The 1,847-nt window shown below is 55.7% G+C and carries 2 protein-coding genes; both read left to right on the plus strand.

The window, feature by feature from the left end:
- Nucleotides 1–1,657 (plus strand): AAA family ATPase (locus HN413_17615; protein ID MBT3392219.1); only part of this gene is annotated, 1,657 nt, incomplete at its 5' end.
- 3 nt (nt 1,658–1,660) lie between these two features.
- Nucleotides 1,661–1,847: ATP-binding protein (locus HN413_17620; GenBank protein MBT3392220.1), on the plus strand; the 187-nt coding region annotated here is incomplete at its 3' end.

Consider the following 1,847-nt stretch of genomic DNA (forward strand, 5'->3'; position numbering starts at 1 on the left):
CGGCATTCTGCGCGGCAAACAAGGCGAGTACGAGTTTGGCAGCCCGCAATTATTGCGTGTCTACCAACGCACCTATCCGCCCGCCGCGCTGGACGAAGCGTTGGAGGCCGCGCGTGTGCGCGATCCAGCCTTCGCCGAAGCGATCCGTTTCTTTGAGCGCGCCGGATTTTTAATCGACAAACAGGCTGGCAGCAATCTGATGTTGCTGCCCCAGAGCCAGATTCAGCGCGAGCGCCTGGGCGAACGTGTACTGGCGCGAATGTTACCCGGACAAGCGTTGAAAGCCTCCACTGTGCGCCGGGTTGCCGACGCGGTGAGCAGCCTGTTCAAAGAAGATGCTGACCCGCTGCGCGGGCGCAAGGCCCTGGTGGTGATCGGCGAATCCGCAGATATGGCGGCCTCGGCCCAAATGTATGCCTACCGCTGGGATGCGGGTTTTACGGTTGTGCCGCTCACGCGGGCGCGTATTCGTACCGCACTGACCGCCGATACCTGCCATCAGGAATTTGACGCCGTGCTGAGCGAATATCTCGCCGAAAGCCCCGATCTGTACGATCATAAATTCCCCGTGCGCGACGAGCATTATTTTGGCCGCGTGCGCGATACTGAAACCTTGCTTGTGTACCTCAACGAAAATCAACCCTTGGGCATATTTGCGATCAACAAGATGGGCAAGACTTCGTTTGTCAATAACCTGGCTGAGCGTCTTGCCGACCGGGCGGTTGCGCGCGTCGATTTGCAGAATTTATCAAAAAACGCCCAAGCTGTTTTCGCCGCGGTGATCCGTTCTTTGATCAATGATATTGAAACCAAATGGCCGGATGCAGAAATCCCGCCGTTATGCCTGACCAGCGCTCTACGCGGCACTGGCGACTGGGCGCAAGATTTTTCGAGCGATATGAACACCCTCTACGAGTTATTGCGCAGCCATGCGCCCAATCCGCGCTTTGTGATTTTTGTGGATGAAATTGACCGCCTGATCCCCGGCGAAGATGTTGATCTGGTGGCCGGTTTTGCCGGATATAACGATCTGCTGGCAACCCTGCGCGGCATTCAGCAATTGGGCCTGCCGCTGACTTTCGTAGCCGTGGGTATCAGCCCGAATATCAATCGCAAGGCGCAGTTTGCCGGGTTGGAAAATGCCGGATTTAATCTTTTTAAGGAATATTTCCTACCGCCGCTCAGCCGCGAAGAATGTGACCAAATGGTTATCACGATTGGGCACCAAATGGGGCTGGAATTCAACCCTGAAGCTTTAACGCAAATCTTCGTCGAAAGCGCCGGTCATCCTTTCCTGGCGCGTCAATTATGCAGCGCCCTGTGGAGCAGCCTGCGCGGTGAGCGCAACGCAGGTGAGAAGCTTACCGTGGGTCTGCCTGAAAGCGCCGAAGCGGTCAACGCGTATATGGATGATGACGGCAAGCGTTCTTACCACGATCAAATATGGGCTACCCGCCTGACTGCTGATGAGCAGCAAGTTGTCGAGCGCCTGGCTGCCGCCGACGAGCCGCGGCCGTTGCTGCGCGGCGAACAAAAACCTTTGCGCAGCCTCTTGCAGCGTCATATTGTCATCGAAAAAGGCCAACGCTATGAAATTGCCTTTGGTTTGTTGCGCCGCTGGGTGCGCGACGAGATACTAGAAATTTACGAGGATTAAATCATGCCCGCAAATCCCTATCTCATCACACAAGCTGTCACCAATCCCGAAATGTTCTTTGGTCGTTGGGAGTTGGTAGACCGTCTGGTAGACGGTCTTACTGCGCATAGCCAAAATTCGTTTGCTATTTATGGCGGTCGGCGGGTAGGCAAAACCAGCCTGATGCGCATGGTGCAGCAACGCCTGGAAA

Source organism: Chloroflexota bacterium (genome assembly GCA_018648225.1).
In the GTDB taxonomy this organism is placed as follows: Bacteria; Chloroflexota; Anaerolineae; order Anaerolineales; family UBA11858; genus NIOZ-UU35.